At 69.4% G+C, this 16,257-nt stretch carries 16 protein-coding genes; 9 read left to right on the top strand and 7 right to left on the bottom strand.

Going from position 1 to position 16,257, the window contains the following annotated elements:
• Window positions 1–185: 185 nt before the first annotated feature.
• Window positions 186–998, bottom strand: coding sequence for a hypothetical protein (locus B082_RS0115600; RefSeq protein WP_018552743.1), 813 nt, complete (start codon window positions 996–998; stop codon window positions 186–188).
• Between the two features lie 108 nt (window positions 999–1,106).
• On the opposite strand from B082_RS0115600, the gene B082_RS0115605 reads away from it, so the two are divergent.
• The 3 genes from B082_RS0115605 (at window position 1,107) to B082_RS0115615 (ending at window position 4,990) form a co-directional block, all read left to right on the top strand.
• Window positions 1,107–2,594, top strand: coding sequence for a glycoside hydrolase family 76 protein (locus tag B082_RS0115605; protein WP_018552744.1), 1,488 nt, complete (start codon window positions 1,107–1,109; stop codon window positions 2,592–2,594).
• 39 nt (window positions 2,595–2,633) lie between these two features.
• Window positions 2,634–3,419 (top strand): NPP1 family protein, encoded by a 786-nt coding sequence (locus B082_RS0115610; RefSeq protein ID WP_018552745.1) that lies wholly within the window; start codon window positions 2,634–2,636, stop codon window positions 3,417–3,419.
• A 263-nt stretch (window positions 3,420–3,682) separates the two neighbouring features.
• Entirely contained in the window at window positions 3,683–4,990 is a 1,308-nt protein-coding gene (locus B082_RS0115615) for an AAA family ATPase (RefSeq protein ID WP_018552746.1), read from the top strand.
• Between the two features lie 2 nt (window positions 4,991–4,992).
• On the opposite strand, the gene B082_RS37985 is transcribed toward B082_RS0115615, so the two are convergent.
• Together B082_RS37985 and B082_RS0115625 are read right to left on the bottom strand one after the other, a co-directional pair.
• Window positions 4,993–5,217 carry a DUF397 domain-containing protein gene (locus tag B082_RS37985; RefSeq protein WP_026249829.1) on the bottom strand — a complete coding sequence of 75 codons (225 nt, stop codon included), beginning with the start codon at window positions 5,215–5,217 and terminating at the stop codon, window positions 4,993–4,995.
• Window positions 5,189–6,028 carry a helix-turn-helix domain-containing protein gene (locus B082_RS0115625; RefSeq protein WP_026249830.1) on the bottom strand — a complete coding sequence of 280 codons (840 nt, stop codon included), beginning with the start codon at window positions 6,026–6,028 and terminating at the stop codon, window positions 5,189–5,191. The genes B082_RS37985 and B082_RS0115625 overlap by 29 nt, the downstream gene beginning before the upstream one ends.
• A gap of 336 nt (window positions 6,029–6,364) precedes the next feature.
• Here B082_RS0115625 and B082_RS0115630 point away from each other — a divergent pair, with 336 nt between their 5' ends.
• The gene (locus B082_RS0115630; protein ID WP_018552748.1) at window positions 6,365–6,697 is read left to right on the top strand and encodes a hypothetical protein; all 333 of its coding nucleotides are present in this window, start codon (window positions 6,365–6,367) and stop codon (window positions 6,695–6,697) included.
• A gap of 51 nt (window positions 6,698–6,748) precedes the next feature.
• Here the strand turns inward: B082_RS0115630 and B082_RS0115635 are convergent, their stop codons facing one another.
• Window positions 6,749–7,315 (bottom strand): hypothetical protein, encoded by a 567-nt coding sequence (locus B082_RS0115635; protein WP_018552749.1) that lies wholly within the window; start codon window positions 7,313–7,315, stop codon window positions 6,749–6,751.
• 125 nt (window positions 7,316–7,440) lie between these two features.
• Between B082_RS0115635 and B082_RS40250 the strand changes: the two genes are divergently transcribed.
• Complete coding sequence (locus B082_RS40250; RefSeq protein WP_018552750.1) at window positions 7,441–7,575, top strand: hypothetical protein; 135 nt, start codon at window positions 7,441–7,443, stop codon at window positions 7,573–7,575.
• 95 nt (window positions 7,576–7,670) lie between these two features.
• Here B082_RS40250 and tnpA read toward each other — a convergent pair whose 3' ends face one another.
• On the bottom strand, window positions 7,671–8,099 hold the full coding sequence (gene tnpA, locus B082_RS0115645; protein WP_018552751.1) for an IS200/IS605 family transposase: 429 nt from the start codon (window positions 8,097–8,099) through the stop codon (window positions 7,671–7,673).
• Between the two features lie 24 nt (window positions 8,100–8,123).
• Between tnpA and B082_RS0115650 the strand changes: the two genes are divergently transcribed.
• Entirely contained in the window at window positions 8,124–9,281 is a 1,158-nt protein-coding gene (locus tag B082_RS0115650; RefSeq protein WP_018552752.1) for an RNA-guided endonuclease InsQ/TnpB family protein, read from the top strand.
• A 153-nt stretch (window positions 9,282–9,434) separates the two neighbouring features.
• On the opposite strand, the gene B082_RS0115655 is transcribed toward B082_RS0115650, so the two are convergent.
• Window positions 9,435–10,610: a UDP-N-acetylglucosamine--N-acetylmuramyl-(pentapeptide) pyrophosphoryl-undecaprenol N-acetylglucosamine transferase gene (locus B082_RS0115655; RefSeq protein WP_018552753.1), complete on the bottom strand. Its 1,176-nt coding sequence runs from the start codon at window positions 10,608–10,610 to the stop codon at window positions 9,435–9,437.
• Between the two features lie 235 nt (window positions 10,611–10,845).
• On the bottom strand, window positions 10,846–11,910 hold the full coding sequence (locus B082_RS0115660) for a PASTA domain-containing protein (protein ID WP_234018164.1): 1,065 nt from the start codon (window positions 11,908–11,910) through the stop codon (window positions 10,846–10,848).
• A 541-nt stretch (window positions 11,911–12,451) separates the two neighbouring features.
• Between B082_RS0115660 and B082_RS0115665 the strand changes: the two genes are divergently transcribed.
• The 3 genes from B082_RS0115665 to B082_RS0115675 all read left to right on the top strand — a co-directional run bounded on the left by B082_RS0115665 (window position 12,452) and on the right by B082_RS0115675 (window position 16,188).
• Window positions 12,452–13,294 carry an endonuclease/exonuclease/phosphatase family protein gene (locus B082_RS0115665; protein WP_026249835.1) on the top strand — a complete coding sequence of 281 codons (843 nt, stop codon included), beginning with the start codon at window positions 12,452–12,454 and terminating at the stop codon, window positions 13,292–13,294.
• A gap of 90 nt (window positions 13,295–13,384) precedes the next feature.
• Window positions 13,385–13,783 carry a VOC family protein gene (locus tag B082_RS0115670; protein WP_018552756.1) on the top strand — a complete coding sequence of 133 codons (399 nt, stop codon included), beginning with the start codon at window positions 13,385–13,387 and terminating at the stop codon, window positions 13,781–13,783.
• An 86-nt stretch (window positions 13,784–13,869) separates the two neighbouring features.
• Window positions 13,870–16,188 carry an ATP-dependent RecD-like DNA helicase gene (locus B082_RS0115675; RefSeq protein ID WP_018552757.1) on the top strand — a complete coding sequence of 773 codons (2,319 nt, stop codon included), beginning with the start codon at window positions 13,870–13,872 and terminating at the stop codon, window positions 16,186–16,188.
• Window positions 16,189–16,257 lie beyond the last annotated feature (69 nt).

Genomic DNA, 16,257 nt, shown 5'->3' on the forward strand with positions numbered 1-16,257 from the left:
TGCGGCCTCCGACGAGCCGTCCTGGACTCCAAACACTTTCTCTCCCCCCCCCCACGTCCGGCGAATCCTCAGGGGGTGACTCGGTTCGAATCATCGGTCGAGGTCGGAAGGAACTGAACAAGCTCAGGGCGTGTTCCGAAAGTCCCGCCGGCCGGGCGGACGGCGCTACTTTCGAAACACACGCCCTACACGGCGGGCGCCTCGATGGTGACCGGCTCACCGAGGTCGTAGAAGTGCTGCGACACGGTCTTGGGCGCCCCTCCCGTGTGCGAGGTGGACTGGGCACCCACCGGGGTCCCGTCGTCCTCGATCCACAGGATGTACTCGGTCATCTCCGCGCCCTGGTAGTCGAAGTGCGCCGCGTTGGTGATGCGCCAGGCGTGGGTGTCCTTGCCGTTCTCCAGCGAGATCAGCGCCTTCTCGGTGTCGACCTTCCAGGTCGCGAACGTGCCGACGATGTCCGAGACGACCTGCGGGTCGGAGAGCGTGCGGTACTTGTCCCCCAGCTCGGCGTCCATCGCCTCCTTGGAGTCGCTGCGCTCCCAGGCCCCGTCGGACTTGATCCACTCCTCGCCACCGAGCGAGACGAACGAATTCTTGGCGCGTTCCCCGTCCGACCCGTCGACGTCCCCGGCCAGCGCCGGATCGTCCCCGACCCGGAACCGGGTGGTGCCCGATCGGCCCTTGGTGAGCATGTACTCGGTCCCGGTGCCGTAGGCCGCGAACGCGGCGGTCACGCAGGCCGCCAGATCCTTGCCGGCGAGCTTCTTGTCCGACGCCAGCCCCAGGCTCGCGCACTCGGCCGGCTCCACGTACTCGGTCGCCTCGCTCTCCTGCGGCGCGGGGGAGGACGCGACCGCGGAGGGGGACGCGGCCGGCGACGAGGCAGTCGGCCCCGCCGCGTCCGTGTCCGGGTCGTCGGACGAGCAGCCCGTGAGGAGAGCGGCGCCGACCGCGGTGACCGTGAAGGCTGTTATGAGGTGCTTCGATCTACCCATGGCCGGGATGGTAGCGGGCCCGGGGCCCTCTTGACGGAGGGGGCGGATTGCCGCTTCGCTGACGGCGCATCACCCCCACACTCCATCGGCCCCACCGGAGGATTCCCGATGCCCCTCGCCCCGCCCTCCCCCCACCGCCCCGCCCTACGCGCCCTGTTGGCCTCGTCCCTCGCCGCCGTGCTGGCCCTCGGCGCGCTCTCCGCCGCCCATGCGGCCGGTCCGCCGGACGCCTCGGCGGCGGCGCGGCTCTGCAACAAGCACTGCGACGCCCTCGACCCCGCGAGCGCGACCGGCGACCGGGTCCCGGTCACCGCCTCCCTCTACGGGCGTTCCATCGCCCTGCACCTCTCCGACAACGATGTCATGGGCTGGGCCTCCATCGACGGGGGAACCGGCGGCGACCAGGTCTGGCTGGACCGCTCCTTCGACGGCGGCCGCACCTGGGCCTCCGGAAGCAAGCTCGGCGCCACCGCGGTCCCCGACGGCCGGACCGGCTGGCGGTCGCAGATGTACAACGTGGACGACTGGAACACGGGCGGCATCGGCGCCCTCCGCGCCTGCGGGAAGGCGGGCGACCGGGCGGAGATCGCCTGCACGGACTGGGCCCGCGTCGACTGGAACGCCGGCAGCCGGAGCACGGCCGCGGCGACGGCCCTGATGATGAACTACGACCGCGAAACCGGGAAGTTCGCCGGCTGGTGGACCTCGGCCACCGCGCTCACCTCGCTGATCGACAACATCCGGATCAGCCACATGCCCAGCTACCAGTACGCCGTCTCCACCACCTACGAGAAGCTCATCCACGACGAGGGCGGCGACTTCACCAACTCCTACCTGGACGACACCGGCTGGTGGGGCCTGGCATGGGTGGCGGCGTACGACCTGACCGGCGAGCAACGGTATCTGGACACCGCCCGCAAGGACGCCGACCACATGGCCGCCTACTGGACGGACAAGTGCGGCGGCGGGGTGCAGTGGGCGACCGACAAGCCGTACAAGAACGCCATCACCAACGAGCTGTACATCCAGCTCAGCGCCGCCCTGCACAACCGGATCGCCGGCGACACCACGTACCTGGCCCGTGCCAAGGACGGCTGGGACTGGTTCAGGTCCAGCGGCCTGATCAACTCCGGCAACACGATCAATGACGGCCTGAAGGACGACTGCTCCAACAACGGCGACACCACCTGGACGTACAACCAGGGCGTCATCCTCGCCGGTCTCGCCGAACTCGGCCGGGCCACCGGAGACGGATCGCTCCTGGACAGCGCCCGCACCCTCGCCGACACCTCCACGTCCTCCGGGTACCTCAACCCCGGCGGCACCCTCCACGAGCCCTACGAGCCGGACACCGACTGCACCAGCGACGGCGACTCCTTCAAGGGCGCGTACGTCCGGGGCCTCGGCCTTCTCAACAAGGCGCTCCCGGACCACCCGTACAGCGCCTACCTCGACCAGCAGGCCGACACCACGTACGCGCGGAACCGCAACAGCCTCGACCAGTACGGCCCCCACTGGGCCGGCCCGCGCGCCGGCACCGGCAACGGCTGCCAGCACAGCGCGCTCGACCTGATGAACGCCGCCCAGGACAGCTGACGCCCTGCGCGCTTCCCCCCCCACCTCGAAGGAATCACGATGCCCGAGATACGCCCTGCCCGACGAGGACACACCCTGCGCCGCGGTCTGACCGTCGCCCTGTCCACCATCACCTTCGTCCTGGGCGCGGCGGCCATGGCCCACGCCGAGCCGCCGCCCGCCCTCCCCGGCAACGCGGACGAACTGGACCGCACGTTCCAGCCGGCCGTGGACTACGACAAGGACGGCTGCTACGCCACCTCCGCGATCGGCCCCGACGGCACGATCGCCCCCGGTCTCAAACTGGGCGGCGCGGTGAACGGCAACTGCCGTGACCTGTCCGACCTGAACAGCAGCAACACCTACTCCCGCTCGAAGTGCGACAACGACTGGTGCGCCGTCCTCTACACGTACTACTTCGAGAAGGACCAGATGGCGGACGGCGTCGTCTTCGGCGGCCACCGCCACGACTGGGAACACGTCGTGGTGTGGGTCCACGACAACAAGGCCGAGTACGTGGCCACTTCGCAGCACGGGGGCTTCGCCGTCCACAAGGCGGCCGACGTTCCCTTCGACGGCGCGCACCCCAAGGTCGTCTACCACAAGGACGGCATCGGCACCCACTGCTTCCGCAAGGCCACCGCCAACGACGAGCCCCCGGAGAACCACCTCGGCGTCTGGCACTACGCCCCCCTGATCGGGTGGAACGGCTACCCGGAGGGCCTGCGGGACAAGCTGGTGTCGGCGGACTTCGGCAGCGCGACGATCGGCATCAGGGACGACCGCTTCGTGGACCAGCTGACGAGGGCCCTCCCGGCGGACGTGCCGTTCGACCCGGCGGGCTGAGCGGGGCGGGGCTCCCGGGTCCGGGGAGCGCCGGCCCTGGGGAGTGCCGGCCCGGAGGCGGGCGAGGTCCGACGAGTCCTGCCGGGCCTCGCCCCTTCCGGTGCTCGCGGGGGCTTCCCTGCGTCGGAGAGCTCTCTGCGGGCCCACGCCTCGTAGACTCGGGCCTTCCGAGTGATCCGCCGAGACGCTGGGCGGCGAGATCCGGCCGACGTGGAACCGGAACCGCCTGCCCCGCCCCTCCACACCGGACGGAACCGTTACTCATGTACGTCTCCCGCGTGTACGTCGAGAACATCAAATCGTTCCACGGCCCGCGCGTCGTCGATCTGACACTGACCCGCCCGGACGGCACGCATGCCGGCTGGACGGTCCTCGCCGGACGGAACGGCGCGGGGAAGACGACACTGCTGCGGGCGCTGGCCCTGGCACTCAGCGGGCCGGTCGCCGCGCGGGGACTCGTGCAGGGGTTCGAGAACTGGATGTCGCGTGGAGCGGTCGAAGGCTCGGCGCAGGCGAAGATCGTCAGGGACGCGACTTTCGACCGTTTCAGCGCGTCCGGGCGCACCCAGACCAACTTCTGGGCGGGCCTGCGCTGGACGGCTCCGGCGGAAGACATGAGCAGCCGCAAGGGCGCGCAGCCGGCACTGGAAGGCATCAGGCAGAACCCCGACGCCACGAGCGCCACCCCCGCACAACGCGGTCCCTGGGCGGACAACCCGGCGGGCTGGTTCTGCGCCGCCTACGGACCCTTCCGGCGGATGGCCGGAGGGTCGGGCGAGGTCCAGCGGCTGATGCTCGCCTCCGGCCCGGTGGCCCGGCAGGCGAGCCTCTTCCACGAGGACGCCTCACTGGCCGATGGAGTCGCCTGGCTGATCGAGCAGCACCTACGGGCCCTCGAAGGCCGAGAGGGCGCCGCGGCACTCAAACGGGCTGCGCTCTCCGTCCTGGGCCATGGACTGCTCCCCGACGGCTACCGGGTGGAGGACGTCGACTCCGAGGGGCTGTGGGTGACCCGCGACGGCCACCGGTACCCACTACGGGAGATGAGCGACGGATTCCGCACGGTGGCCGCGCTCGTGGTCGATCTGCTCAAGCAGATTCACGATGCCTTCGGCGACGACGCGTTCAGCGGGGACGAGGGCGAGGGCGAGGGGGGTCCCAGCCTCCTGCCCGTGCCCGGTGTCGTGATCATCGATGAGATCGACGCCCACCTCCACGTCTCCTGGCAGCGCCGCATCGGCCCCTGGCTGACCGAACACTTCCCCAACATCCAGTTCATCGTGACGACCCACAGCCCGTACATCTGCCAGGCGGCCGACCCCGGGGGCCTGATCCGCCTGCCCGGTGTGGAGGAGGAAGCGGCCCCCGAGGTGGTGTCGGAGGACCTGTACGAGCGAGTGGTCTACGGCAGCGGCGACGACGCGGTCCTCTCCGAACTCTTCGGCCTCGACACCCCGTACTCCGAACAGGCCGAGCGCCGCCGTGCCGAGTTCGTGGCGCTGGAGTCCCGTCCCGCGTCTGACATCGGCTCGGCGGCCCCGACCAGCGGGGCCGCCCTCAGCGTGGGGTGAGGTCAGGCGGAGAGGTGCCCGTCCTTGAGCGCGGTGACGAAGGAGGACCAGCCGGCGGGGGAGAAGGCGATGGCGGGGCCGGCGGGGGTCTTGCTGTCGCGGACGGGGACGGCGGCGTGGCCATGTGCGACCTCAAGGCAATCGCCTCCGGCACCACCGCTGTAACTAGATTTCTGCCATCCGCTCTGTGCTGAACCGTCAGTCCCGGCGGGCTCGTTGGTGTGCATGTTCGTGTTCCTCTGCGATGGCCCTGACAATCGTTACCGATTCGCCTTGCGAAGCCGCGTCACCCAGAGCGAGAGCGTAGGACGTGTGGCACGCCTCAACCAGGGCGGGATCATCCATCAGGCGTCCGGTATGTAGCCCCTCAACGTACGCGACAGGAGCCGCATCCGCGAAGGACAGCAGATAGAGCATGCTCTCCTGAAGCGCATGGGCTCCGGACGCCAGAGTCAGCACGTGAAGGCGTAAGCGGCCGGACTCTGTCATGCCCACCACCTTGCGCAACTGCTCCGCCATGACCTGCGGTCCGCCAACGCACCGCCTGAGCGCTGCTTCATCAAGAAGTACCCACGCTACGGGTCTCGAAGGGTTTTCAAGGATTTGGGCCCGGCTGGCGCGCTTGACGACGAACTCGTCAAGCTCCTCCATGCGGTAGTTCGGTCGGTACGCTCGGAACACGGCCTCCGAGTAGCCCTTCGTCTGGAGCAACCCCGGGATCAGCGAGGCACTGAAGTGACGAATCTCGGTTGCTTCCTTCTCCAACTCTGCGACCTCCGCGAAATAGTGCGGGAGACCCGGGTCCAAGTCCCGCAGCCACCGGGCGAAGAACCCGTCCGTCCCCAACGCCCGGTCGATCCGCTGCGCGTCCTCCGGGCTCGGTAGTCGCCGCCCCGCCTCGTAATGGCTGATGAGGGTGGGCGAGCAGACGACCAGCTCGCTCAGGGCTTCCTGCGTCAGGCCCGCTGCGATACGCCGCAGCCGCAGCTCCTCGCCGTACTTCTGCCTCGGCGTACGCGGACCGTGCTTCAGTCCCATGCAGTCCAACTCCCCGTCTTGACACACGCGCTGTCATCCCCGACCCCCTGGCAGCGTAGCCACGAATGACCCCACTCTGTGATGGGTTCGCTACGGAAAGAAGTGGCCGACCCTCGAGCGAGGAAACCGAGAGACCCCCGCGACCGACGCAACCGGTCCGGGGGCATGGTCACCCCCCAGAAAGCAGGCTGACATGAAGCACGTTATCGCCCGACTCCTGAAGCCGGTACGCCGACGGCCGACCCCCGCACAGCGCCAACAGCCCCCCGTGGCCCACCCGCACGCCTACGCGTACCCCTACTCGTGCACCTGCGCCGGCCGGGCCGTGGCATGAGGATGAGCACCGAACCGACCGACCGCGCCGACGCGTCGGGGATGCGGCTGCTGCCCTGGACGGGGACGGGCGGGAAGCCCTGTTACGTCGTGGGGGACGGCACCGGCTACGTCTCGCGGATGGCCGACGACGTGGAGGACATCCAGCTGGACATGGCGAACGAACTGCTCGGCCACGCCGCCGATTTGCTGGCGGACGACGCGTCCACCGGGTCGCAGGTCCGCTTCGTCGCCGACAGGCTGAACGAGTCGCTGCGCCAGATCGTGCGCGTCGCGGAGAGCCGCGGTGCGCGGCTCGAAGTGCTCGCCCCGGTGAACGGGGCGCCGGACGGCTGACGCCCACCTGTCCGGCGCTCCCCGCACCGGGGGCGCCGGACGGGCGAGGCCCTACATCCCGGCGACGCTCCCGCAGGTGATGGTGCCGTCGACGGTGATCGAGTCACCGGTCGGGTCGGTCGGTCCGAGCTCCAGCCCGGCCACGGTGATGACCCAGGTGCCACCGCTCTTGCTGCCGGTGATCCCGGGGGCGGAGGTGTGGAGGTAGCTCTTGCCGTCGTCCGTGGTGAGCGTGGTCATCGCCTTGTCGTCGGTCACGACGGCGGTGAACGAGGGCTTCGCGGGGGTGGAACTGTCCGCGGTGTCCGCGCTGTCCGGCGCGGAGATGGCGGCGAGCTTCCCGTTCATCACGGCGCACCCGACGCTCTTGATGGAGACCTCGCCGCTCGCACCGCCCTTGTAGCTGAGCTGCGCGGACCCCTTCCCGTCCGCTGCCGGCTCCGAGCCCTCGTCGTCCTTCGCCTTGTCGTCCTTCCCCGCGTCGGCCGGCGCGCTCGCCGAGGAGTCGGACGCGTCCTTCTTGGAGTCATCGCTGTCCGACGAGCAACCGGTGAGGGCCAGTGCGGTGGCGGCGGCCAGGGCTATGAGCGGGACGGTCAGGGCGCGGGACCTGTGCATCTTCGAAACCTTTCAAAAGCCTGTGAGGACGCTCACCGTACAGGGACCGCACCTGCGGACGGCGGGACTCCGGGGAGGGGAAGGTTCATGCGGCGGCGCTGGACTGGGCCGACACCGTTCTTGCGATGGACGCTGCCATCCTGCAAACGCTGCGCGTGATCTGCACCGAGGGTAACGTGCGCAAGCTCGCCCTCTACCTGGGAGACGGTGACGTTCCCGATGCGATAGGCCAGGACGACGCGGTCTTCAACATGCTCTAGCAATTCCTCCCGGCCCTTTGGGGCTCGGGAGGAATTGCTTCCTCGGCCCGGGGGGCGCGGAGTGTCGGAGTTCGCTGCGCCTGCGGCTGTGAGGGTCAGTCTGGCCGCTTCTGGTTCTCGATGTACTCCTTGACCACGGCGAGCGGTGCGCCGCCTGCGGAGGCAGCGAAGTAGGACGGCGACCAGAAGTGTTCGTCCAACAGGTACTTGTGGATGTGGTCGGCGTGTTCCTTGCGCAGGTAGTGCGCGGAGACGCCCTTGAGGGAGCCGACCAGGGCGGAGAGCTTGACCTGCGGCGGGTAGTGGACCAGGAGATGTACGTGGTCGCGTTCGCCGTTGAACTCGCGCAGCTCGGCGTTGGCCTTGGCGCACACCTCCCGCATGATCTCCTCGCACCTGGTCAGGACCTCGTCGGTGAAGACATTGCGCCGGTACTTCGGTACGAAGACCAGATGCGCGTGGAGAGTATGGACGACGCTGCGACCCCTGCGGATGTCCGGGTCTGATTCCCATCTCGGTGACATAGACACGATGCTACGGTGATCCGTATGAAGGTCGTGGTGCAGGTCAAGCTCATGCCGTCGCCCGAGGTGGCGTCGGCGCTTGAGGCGACCCTGCGCACGGCGAACGATGCGGCGAACTGGCTTTCCGGTGAGGCGCACCGGCGGGGCGAGACCTCGCGTAAGGCGTTGCAGGGCTTCGCCTACCACGACCTCAAGACGTGGGGCCTGTCGGCTCAGCCCGCGCTGCACGTGCTGCGGAAGGTCGCCGATGCCTACACCACCCTGCGGGCGAACATCCGGGCGGGAAACCTTGGCAGGCCGGGCTCGAAGCGCCGGGCCAGGGCCGAGTCGAAACCGGTCACGTTCCGGCCCGATGCCGCGCAGCCGTACGACGACCGGTGTCTGTCCTGGAAGGTGGACGAGCAGACCGTGTCCATCTGGACCACGGTCGGGCGCGTGCGCGGGGTGCGGTTCGCCTGTTCCGGGCAGGCCCGCAAGCTCCTGGCCGAGCACCGCAAGGGCGAATCCGATCTCGTGCACCGCGACGGCGTGTGGTTCCTGATCGCAACGTGCGAGGTCCCCGAGGCCGAGCGGTACGAGCCGGCAGACTTCCTCGGCGTGGACCTCGGCATCGTCAACATTGCCACCACATCCGACGGGAAGATCCACGCCGGACGTGAGCTGAACCGCTACCGCAAGCGTCAGCTTGCTCTGCGGGCCAAGCTCCAGAACAAGGGCACCAAGTCCGCCAAACGGCTCCTCAAGCGGCAGCGTCGCAAGGAGCAGCGCAAGGCGACCGAGGCCAACCACATCATCGCCAAGCGCATCGTGGCCGAGGCTGAACGCACCGGACGCGGAATCGGCATGGAAGACCTTGCCGGTATCCGCCAACGGGTACGGCTCCGCAAGCCCCAACGGGTCGCGCTGCACTCCTGGGCCTTCGCCCAGCTCGGACAGTTCGTGGAGTACAAGGCGCGCCGCGCCGGAGTGCCTGTCCTGTTCGTCGATCCCGCCTACACCTCCCGCACGTGCGCGGAGTGCGGGCACACAGACAAGCTGAACCGTGTCTCTCAGGGACGGTTCGCATGCCGGTCGTGCGGATTCGTTGATCACGCCGACCGCAATGGCTCCCGCAACGTCCGCGCGCGAGCGCTGGAGTTGTGGCGAAGCGGGGCGGAGTCACGCGCCCCTGGACCCGCTTAGGGTGCTGGACGGAGGAGCCCACCCGGCAGCCAGTCGGGCTCTACCTCCAAGCCTGGCCCTCCGGGGCCAGGTAGTTGACCGACTGTGCCGTGCTGATCGAGGCCGGCACGGCGCTGCACCTCGGCCGTCGGCTATAACGCCGCGCATCAGCCATCAGCCGGACGCGGCGGACAGAATCACATCCACGAGCCTGGACGCCGCGTCCGGCCTGCCGTGTGCCCGAGCCCGGTCCGCCATCGCGTTGCGACGGGCGGGGTCCGTCAGGAGCGGGCCGACCGCTTCGGTGAGGACCGCCGCCGTCACCTCTCCGAGCAGGGCGACAGCGGCACCGGCCTCCGCCAGGTGCCGGGCGTTGTGGTCCTGCTCGTTGCCGGCGGACGTCGCGAGCGGAATGAATACGGCCGGCTTGCCCAAGGCGGTGAGTTCGGCGAGCGTGCCGGCACCGCTGCGGGAAACCACCACGTCGGCGAGAGCCAGCACGTCGGGGAGTTCCGAACCCATGAATCCAGCGAGGTGGTAGCGGCTCGCCTGCTCGGCCGCGAGGCCCGTGGCGCGGCGCCGCAGTTCCTCCACGTTCGCCGGGCCGCACTGGTGGATCACGTTCGCCCGCTCCAGCAACCATGGCAGAGCCCCTGCCACGACCTCGTTGATCTGCTGCGAGCCCTGCGCGCCACCGGTGACGTACACGGTCGGCAACCGCCGGTCGAAGCCGTGCAGACCCAGGGCCGCCACTGCCTTGTCCGGGTGCCCCGACAAGACCTCTGCCCGCACCGGGTTGCCGGTCACGACTGCCGCGCCGCGAACTGATTCCGGCAGCAGCGGAACCGTCGACTCCGAAGACACCGCGATCTTCGCCGCCGAGCCCGCAAGCTTCCGGTTCGCCAGTCCCAGCCGCACGGTCTGCTCATGGAGCACCAGGGGACGCTTGCACAAGCGGGCCCCCAGACCGGCGGGAACCGCCACGTACCCGCCCGTGGCAAGCACTACATCCGGCCGGAAATCCGAAATGATCTTCCGAGCCTGCGCCACCCCGAGCGGTACACGGGCCATGTCCTTCGCGTTGGCCGGGCTCAACATCTTCAGCGGATTGCTGGATCGCCGGATCTTGCCGGTGGCGACCGTGGTGAAGGGGATCCCCTCCGCCGGGGCAACCCTGGCCTCCAAGCCGCCGGGCGTCCCGATCCACAGCACGTCGAGCCCTCGCCCCTCACCGGCCAGCCGCTCCTGGAGAGCACGGATCGCGGTCAGGGCGGGGTATGTGTGGCCGCCTGTGCCTCCGCCCGTGACGATGAGACGGAAGGCGCGAAGAGTGAGGGAAGCACTGTTCATCCGGGGCACGCTACCGGTCGCCGCCGCCCGCGACTGCCACTCCCGGATGATCAGGCGGAGAAGTGCAGCCCCTGACCGCGGTGATGAAGGAGGACCAGCCGGCGGGGGAGAAGGTGATGGCGGGCCGGTGGGGGTCTTGCTGTCGCGGACGGGGACGACGGGGTGGCCGCCTGCAACGTCAAGGCAACCGCAGGTGGCCGGCCGCGCTCGGGCCGGGCAGCGGCCAGGGGGGCGGTCAGGCGTGGTGCCAGCGGTTGCGCCCGTCGGCGGCGGGGCCGCAGACCATCGGGGTGCCGGCGGCGGTGACGCCCGTGTCGGGGGGAGAGCAGAACGCCCCGGGGTGCACGGTTCCAGCGCTGCCGCCCGAAGTGCCTCCGCCCGAGGAACTGCCGCCGGAGGACGACCCGCCGGAGGAGCCGTCGCCCGGGGCGTTTCCGCCCGCAGGACTCCCGCCGCCCCCGGAGCTTTCGGACCGGGCGGCGCCGGATGGATTTCCGTCCCCACCCGAGGCACTTCCGCTTCCGACCTTGTCCCCGTCGTCTTGGCTGCCGGGAGCGTTGGCCGGGTCCTCGTAGGTGGTGTCCTTGGACTCGGGACAACTCCGCACGCTGCTGTCGTCGGTCCACCGTCCCAGATCGAGCCGGACCTCGGTGGGGGAGTCCACCGGCTTCTTGTCGTCCGGCGACTGGAAGCAGACATGCCACTCGTTGCCGTTCTCCGCCGCTTCATCGGCGGTGGGGGCGTCGACATCGAGGTAGACGTCGTCCAGCGTGACGCGTCCCATCGGGATGCCGGCGTGCGTCAGGGACTTGACCGCCGAGGCGTAGGTGGCGCCTACGACGTCCGGCATCATCGGCCACGCAAGCGGGCCCCCGTCCTCCTTCGGGCACGGCTCGCCGCTTTTGGCCGCCGCGAAGTCGATCGTCATCCTGGCCGTGTCGGCGTCCTGGAAACACACGCTCCAGTTCGCGCTGTTCTGGATGGCGCGGTTCTCCGTGGACGCGTCGTGACGGGCGGTGGTGAAACCGACGGACCGGGTCCGCTTCTCGGCCTCGGCCAGTGACCTGCCGGTGTAGTCGGCGATCTCCGGAGGCGTGGACGCGGTGGCGGACGACGCGGGTGTATGCCGCTCGTCCGTCGCTGCCGGGGCCTTCGCGTTGGCCTTGTCCGTGCTGCCGTCGTCGAGTTGGCCACCGATGCCCCCGCCGACGGCAAGCAGCAGGAAGGCGCCGAACGTCGCGCCGAGCTTGGCGAACCAGCGCCACGGCGGAACGGTCCACATCGCCACCATCGCGGCCATCATCGAAATGATGCCGAGGTAGAGATTGAAAGCGCCGGTGAGAGCGACAAGGAGGAGAAGTCCCAGCGCGACCGGAGTGGACCTCCACCGAGGCCGAGGCCGAGGCGCAGGCGAGGGCGGAGGCGAGGGCGGAGGCGGGGGTGGGGACGGGACGTTGTACGGGTTCATCGACGTTTCGTTTCTCTGGCACCTGTGGGCGGTCGGCGTACTTCCGGTGAAGTGGTGCCACGGCGAAGGCGAGATCCTGCGGTCGAACCGTGCCGTATCGGCCGGTCGACGTGAGTGGATTCTCGGGGTTCCTCGCCGTGGGCGCCCGCCCGTGCCTGGAGTAACGATCATCCGGGCGTGACGCTACGGGCGGTGGAAGCGCACGGCGTTCCGGGGCGGGATCCGAGGGTGTCGAGAAGCCCTGACCGATGTCGTGCCGCCACCCCCACGGGACGGAATGCAGGCATCTCAAGTGCCGCGTACAACCAGTCACATAACCTCATGCGCGGAGGTCTCGCATGAGGACGTGTTCCTCCGGCCCGAGGAGGCGAAGGTGACCGGAACCGGCGCGCGGTGGCTCGTGGGGGCGCTGATCGTGGCCTGCGTGCTGCTGGCTGGCCCCAGTGCGCCTGACGGCGCCTACATCGCCAAGCCGCTGCCGGCCGACGCCCCCCAGGAAGTCGTGCCGAACCGCGTCATGACGTGGAACATCTGCAACCCCTGCAAGGGGAGCGGCCGGAACATCGGCCGGGCGGCGGAGATCGCCACGTACGCGCCTCAGGTCATCGGCCTGCAAGAAGCGTGCGTGGGTGATGTCGAGAGGATCCGGGACCATCTCCGGCACCTGTACGGGCTGGTCTACCACGTCGAGTACGGGTCCGTGCTGCGGAGTTGGAGCCGCTGCGGGGGGCTGCCGTGGAGTCCGGGGGGCTTCGGCCAGGCGATCCTCTCGGCCGCTCCGATGACCGACCCCGTGAACGTGGAGTACCCAGACGGCGGTTCCGAGGACCGTGGGTACATGGCTGTCACCACCCTCGTGGACGGCTCGCTCGTCCGGGTCTTCAATACACACCTGGCTCAGTGGAGTCAGGCTTCGGTCCGCGCCGAGCAGTCCGGCGTGCTGGCGAAGGCGGTCGCCCGGCATGACCGCACGATCGTTCTTGGCGACTTCAACGCGGTGCCGGACACCGCCGAACTCGCCGTGATGTGGGGCCTGGCCGCGGACGCGGACCCCGGGTGCGGTCCCTCGGCGGCTCGTACGTGCGAGCCGACCACCGATTGGCGCAGGAAGTTCGACTACATCTTTCTGCGCGGCTTCGCCCCGCTCGACCACGGTGCGCATCTCACTCCGCACTCCGACCACGATCTGGTGCGGGCCGATCTGGGGCCGGCGTAGCGGGGTGTTCCGGCGGCGAAGTCCTACAGGGAGTGGACGACGAGACCCGGCCCGCCGACCACTCCAAGGACAGCCCCTAGGCTCGCGTTCATGCTGAGACTAGGAATCCCCGTCATCGGTGTCACGGACGTTCCCCGCGCAGAGGCCTTCTGGACCGCCGCCCTGAACCTGGTCCCCGCCGAGGAGTGGAAAACCGAAACGTGGCGGACGCTCACCTACCCCGACGGCTCCGGCCGAGCCCTTGGCCTGTTGCGCAGCGCCTCGCCGGCGGAGCCGCACCCCCGTCTCCACCTGGACCTCTTCACGGACACGGCCGAGGAACAACAGGCGGAGGTCCGGCGACTGGTCGGTCTCGGCGCGCGGACCGTCGACTGGGACCACTACCCGCCCGATCCCGACTTCGTTGTTCTCGCCGACCCGGACGACAACATCTTCTGTGTCGTGGACCTGAGCCACGCACCCAGCGGCGGTGACCGGCCGACATCCTGACGGCCCTGGCGACGGCCGGACCGGCGAGAGCCCTGCTGTTCCGGGACCCCGGCCCGGTGTCACCCCCGCCCGATACCGTCACACCCATGTCCACCACGCCACACGCACCCAACCTGGCCGTCCTCGAAGGGGTCCTGGAGAGGATCACGTACGCCAACGAGGAGAACGGGTACACCGTCGCCCGCGTCGACACCGGGCGCGGGGCCGGGGATCTGCTGACCGTGGTGGGATCGTTGCTCGGGGCGCAGCCGGGGGAGTCGCTGCGGATGGAGGGGCGCTGGGGCTCCCACTCGCAGTACGGCAAGCAGTTCACCGTGGAGAACTACACGACGATCCTCCCCGCCACCATCCAGGGCATCCGCCGCTATCTCGGTTCCGGGCTGATCAAGGGCATCGGCCCGGTCATGGCCGACCGGATCACCACCCACTTCGGTGTCGACACCCTCGACATCATCGAGCGGGAGCCGAAGCGGCTCGTGGAGGTCCCCGGGCTCGGGCCGAAGCGGACGAAGATGATCGCCGCCGCCTGGGAGGAGCAGAAGGCGATCAAGGAGGTCATGGTCTTCCTCCAGGGCGTCGGCGTCTCGACGTCCATCGCCGTCCGTATCTACAAGAAGTACGAGGACGCCTCGATCTCCGTCGTGAAGAACCAGCCCTACCGGCTGGCCGCCGACGTCTGGGGCATCGGCTTCCTCACCGCCGACAAGATCGCCCAGGCGGTCGGCATCCCGCACGACAGCCCGGAGCGGGTCAAGGCCGGGCTCCAGTACGCGCTGTCGCAGTCCACCGACCAGGGGCACTGCTTCCTGCCCGAGGAGCGGCTGATCGCGGACGCGGTGAAGCTCCTCCAGGTGGACACCGGGCTCGTCATCGACTGCCTGGCCGAGCTGGCCGGGGAACCGGAGGGCGTCGTACGGGAGAAGGTGCCGTCGCCCGAGGGCGGGGAGCCGGTGACGGCCGTCTATCTGGTGCCCTTCCACCGGGCCGAGATCGCGCTCGCCGCCCAGGTGCGGCGGCTGCTGCGGACGCCCGACGAGCGGATGCCGGCCTTCGCGGACGTGGACTGGGACAAGGCCCTGAAGTGGCTCGCGGGGCGGACCGGGGCCAAGCTGGCGCCCGAGCAGGAGGCCGCCGTACGGCTCGCGCTGACCCGGAAGGTCGCCGTCCTGACGGGCGGGCCGGGCTGCGGCAAGTCGTTCACGGTCCGGTCCATCGTGGAGCTGGCCCGCGCGAAGAAGGCGAAAGTGGTGCTGGCCGCGCCGACCGGGCGGGCGGCGAAGCGGCTCTCGGAGCTGACCGGGGCCGAGGCGTCCACCGTGCACCGGCTGCTTGAGCTGAAGCCCGGCGGTGACGCGGCGTACGACCGGGACCGTCCGCTGGACGCCGACCTGGTCGTCGTGGACGAGGCGTCGATGCTCGATCTGCTCCTCGCCAACAAGCTCGTCAAGGCGGTGGCACCGGGTGCCCACCTGCTGCTCGTAGGCGATGTGGACCAGCTGCCGTCGGTGGGGGCGGGGGAGGTGCTGCGGGATCTGCTCGCGGACGGCGGCCCGGTCCCCGCGGTCCGGCTGACCACCATTTTCCGCCAGGCCCAGCAGTCGGGCGTCGTCACCAACGCGCACCGGATCAACTCGGGCGTACCACCGCTCACTCAGGGGCTCAGCGACTTCTTCCTCTTCGTCGAGGACGAGACGGAGGACGCCGGGGTGCTCGCGGTGGACGTCGCGTCCCGTCGTATTCCGGCCAAGTTCGGGCTGAATCCGCGGCGGGACGTGCAGGTCCTCGCGCCGATGCACCGGGGCCCGGCCGGGGCGGGCCATCTCAACGGGCTGCTCCAGCAGGCGATCACCCCGGGGAGGCCCGGGGTGCCCGAGAAGCGGTTCGGCGGCCGGGTGTTCCGCGTCGGCGACAAGGTCACCCAGATCCGCAACAACTACGACAAGGGGGAGAACGGCGTGTTCAACGGCACGGTCGGCGTCGTCACCGCCCTTGACCTGGACGAACAGCGGCTGACGGTCCTCACCGACGAGGACGAGGAGATCGGTTACGACTTCGACGAGCTGGATGAGCTGGCCCATGCGTACGCCATGACGATCCACCGTTCCCAGGGCAGCGAGTACCCCGCCGTGGTCATCCCGGTGACGAAGAGCGCCTGGATGATGCTCCAGCGGAACCTGCTGTACACCGCGGTGACCCGGGCCAAGAAGCTTGTCGTGCTGGTCGGCTCCCGGCAGGCGATCGGCCAGGCGGTCCGCACGGTTTCCGCAGGCAGACGGTGTACGGCGCTGGATTACCGGCTGTGCGGAGGCCCTGAAGGAGGATCCTCGGAAAAAATGATCGATCAAATCGGTGGGAAACATCACGGGGGTCTTCCGGAACCGCAGTCAAGGGGGCAGGATGAATAAGTTCGCGGCACTCAGTGCCGCGAGTAGGTCCAATGGACGACCCCGAGTGCACTCTCCTGAGCCAAATGG

It is taken from the genome of Streptomyces sp. ATexAB-D23 (assembly GCF_000373645.1).
GTDB classification, from domain to species: domain Bacteria; phylum Actinomycetota; class Actinomycetes; order Streptomycetales; family Streptomycetaceae; genus Streptomyces; species Streptomyces castrisilvae.

Bases quoted from the DNA above. Each gene is read 5' to 3' on its own strand.
- B082_RS0115600 (WP_018552743.1), bottom strand. From the start codon at position 998: ATGGGTAGATCGAAGCACCTCATAACAGCCTTCACGGTCACCGCGGTC.
- B082_RS0115605 (WP_018552744.1), top strand. From the start codon at position 1,107: ATGCCCCTCGCCCCGCCCTCCCCCCACCGCCCCGCCCTACGCGCCCTG.
- B082_RS0115610 (WP_018552745.1), top strand. From the start codon at position 2,634: ATGCCCGAGATACGCCCTGCCCGACGAGGACACACCCTGCGCCGCGGT.
- B082_RS0115615 (WP_018552746.1), top strand. From the start codon at position 3,683: ATGTACGTCTCCCGCGTGTACGTCGAGAACATCAAATCGTTCCACGGC.
- B082_RS37985 (WP_026249829.1), bottom strand. From the start codon at position 5,217: ATGCACACCAACGAGCCCGCCGGGACTGACGGTTCAGCACAGAGCGGA.
- B082_RS0115625 (WP_026249830.1), bottom strand. From the start codon at position 6,028: ATGGGACTGAAGCACGGTCCGCGTACGCCGAGGCAGAAGTACGGCGAG.
- B082_RS0115630 (WP_018552748.1), top strand. From the start codon at position 6,365: ATGAGCACCGAACCGACCGACCGCGCCGACGCGTCGGGGATGCGGCTG.
- B082_RS0115635 (WP_018552749.1), bottom strand. From the start codon at position 7,315: ATGCACAGGTCCCGCGCCCTGACCGTCCCGCTCATAGCCCTGGCCGCC.
- B082_RS40250 (WP_018552750.1), top strand. From the start codon at position 7,441: ATGGACGCTGCCATCCTGCAAACGCTGCGCGTGATCTGCACCGAGGGT.
- tnpA (WP_018552751.1), bottom strand. From the start codon at position 8,099: ATGTCACCGAGATGGGAATCAGACCCGGACATCCGCAGGGGTCGCAGC.
- B082_RS0115650 (WP_018552752.1), top strand. From the start codon at position 8,124: ATGAAGGTCGTGGTGCAGGTCAAGCTCATGCCGTCGCCCGAGGTGGCG.
- B082_RS0115655 (WP_018552753.1), bottom strand. From the start codon at position 10,610: ATGAACAGTGCTTCCCTCACTCTTCGCGCCTTCCGTCTCATCGTCACG.
- B082_RS0115660 (WP_234018164.1), bottom strand. From the start codon at position 11,910: ATGGCCGCGATGGTGGCGATGTGGACCGTTCCGCCGTGGCGCTGGTTC.
- B082_RS0115670 (WP_018552756.1), top strand. From the start codon at position 13,385: ATGCTGAGACTAGGAATCCCCGTCATCGGTGTCACGGACGTTCCCCGC.
- B082_RS0115675 (WP_018552757.1), top strand. From the start codon at position 13,870: ATGTCCACCACGCCACACGCACCCAACCTGGCCGTCCTCGAAGGGGTC.